We start from the raw sequence: 1,814 nt of genomic DNA, 5'->3' as shown, positions 1-1,814 counted from the left end.
AGCCAGTTCTTTAACGGCGTTGATCACAACCTGGAACTCGTCGTGAGCAAACAGTACCGCGCCCAGCATCTGGTCTTCGGTCAGCTCTTTGGCTTCCGATTCAACCATCAACACGGCTTCCGAAGTACCGGCAACGACCATGTCCAGGCTCGACGCTTTCTGTTGTTCGTAAGTCGGGTTCAGCAGGTAGCCGGTGCTTTCGTGGAACGCAACGCGTGCACAGCCGATCGGGCCATCGAAAGGAATGCCGGAGATGGCCAGGGCAGCCGAGGTACCGATCATCGCAGCGATGTCCGGATCGGTCTTCTTGCTGGTGGAAACGACGGTGCAGACAACCTGCACTTCGTTCATGAAGCCTTCTGGGAACAGCGGACGGATCGGACGGTCGATCAGTCGGGAAGTCAGGGTTTCTTTCTCGGAAGGACGGCCTTCACGCTTGAAGAAACCGCCAGGGATCTTACCGGCAGCGTAAGTCTTTTCCTGGTAGTGAACCGACAGAGGGAAGAAGCCCTTGCCTGGATCGGCTTGCTTGGCACCAACGACAGTCACCAACACGCTGACGTCGTCGTCAACGGTGACCAATACTGCGCCGGAGGCCTGACGGGCGATACGGCCAGTCTCGAGGGTAACGGTCGACTGACCGAACTGGAATTTTTTGATTACCGGGTTCACGGTGTCCTACCTTCTTTTGTGGCTCTTGGGGAACTTGTCTTCTTGCGAAATTCTTGGGCAATGTCGGGAATCGGCCCAACGCCTGTCCAGGGTAAAACGTATATCCAGATAAAACTTGAGGCTGGGAGCCTGCCATGCGCCAGCGGGAAACCCACTGGCGCACGGCAGACAACCAACCTCTAGCGCAATCGCTTATTAGCGACGCAGACCCAGGCGACCGATCAGAGTCTGATAACGACCCAGATCCTTGCCTTTCAGGTAGTCCAGCAGCTTACGGCGCTGGTTTACCATGCGGATCAGACCACGACGGGAGTGGTGATCTTTACCGTTGGCCTTGAAGTGACCTTGCAGCTTGTTGATGTTGTGGGTCAGCAGTGCAACTTGCACTTCTGGCGAACCAGTGTCACCAACAGCTTGCTGGTAGTCAGCTACGATTTGAGCTTTTTCTTGAACGTCGAGAGCCATGAGGCAATCCTTTTATCAGGAAGCTGTTTCATAGAAACGGCTTCAACAGGCCAGGGACAAATCCCTGTATCTAAAAATGAGTAGTGACCGTGCCTGTTAACAGCCACCCTCGTCCGGTCATTCTGACCGAATCAGTCGACGCGGCGCGATGCGCCCGTCTTCGCTCACTTCACCGATACCGATGAAGCGACCATTGTGATCCTGTACCCGTACCATGCCGAACTTCGGTGCATCCGGGGCCCGTACCGGTTGGCCGTTAAGCCAATAGAACGAGCTGTGCTCCGAGAACTGCAACAGCGGCCAATCCAGCAGGCCGCTGTCCGATGGCATCAGGAAGCGATCAACCGCTTCATTGCCGCCTTCGGCATGTACCGCTTCCAACTCTTCCAGCGTAACCGTCTGCGCCAGCGTAAAAGGCCCGGCCTGGGTACGTCGCAATTCAGCAACGTAAGCGCCACAACCGAGTTGCTCACCGATATCCTCCACCAAGGTGCGGATATAGGTGCCTTTGCTGCAATCCACCGCAAGCCGCGCAGTATCACCCTCGAAGGCCAGCAATTCCAAGCGCGCAATAGTAACAGAACGCGGTTCGCGCTCCACTACTTCGCCAGCACGGGCCAGCTTGTACAGCGGCTGCCCATCACGCTTGAGCGCCGAGTACATCGGCGGTATCTGAC

The 1,814-nt window shown here is 56.3% G+C and carries 2 protein-coding genes and 1 pseudogene; all 3 read right to left on the bottom strand.

All coding sequences use genetic code 11. From position 1 onward, the window contains the following. A pseudogene (locus tag AC1DRJ_RS26275) lies at nt 1-672 on the bottom strand (polyribonucleotide nucleotidyltransferase); the annotation flags it as partial. Nucleotides 673-867: 195 nt separating this feature from the next. Further along, nucleotides 868-1,137 (bottom strand): 30S ribosomal protein S15, encoded by a 270-nt coding sequence (rpsO, locus tag AC1DRJ_RS26270; protein WP_003177875.1) that lies wholly within the window; start codon nt 1,135-1,137, stop codon nt 868-870. Between the two features lie 117 nt (nt 1,138-1,254). Then, nucleotides 1,255-1,814, bottom strand: a 560-nt coding sequence (locus tag AC1DRJ_RS26265; RefSeq protein ID WP_477804717.1) for a tRNA pseudouridine synthase B, incomplete at its 5' end; no start/stop codon positions are given.

It is taken from the genome of Pseudomonas sp. P5_B2 (genome assembly GCF_056400445.1).
Note: the sequence above shows the minus strand (reverse complement) of the source record. Positions and strands in the feature narration are given on the sequence as shown.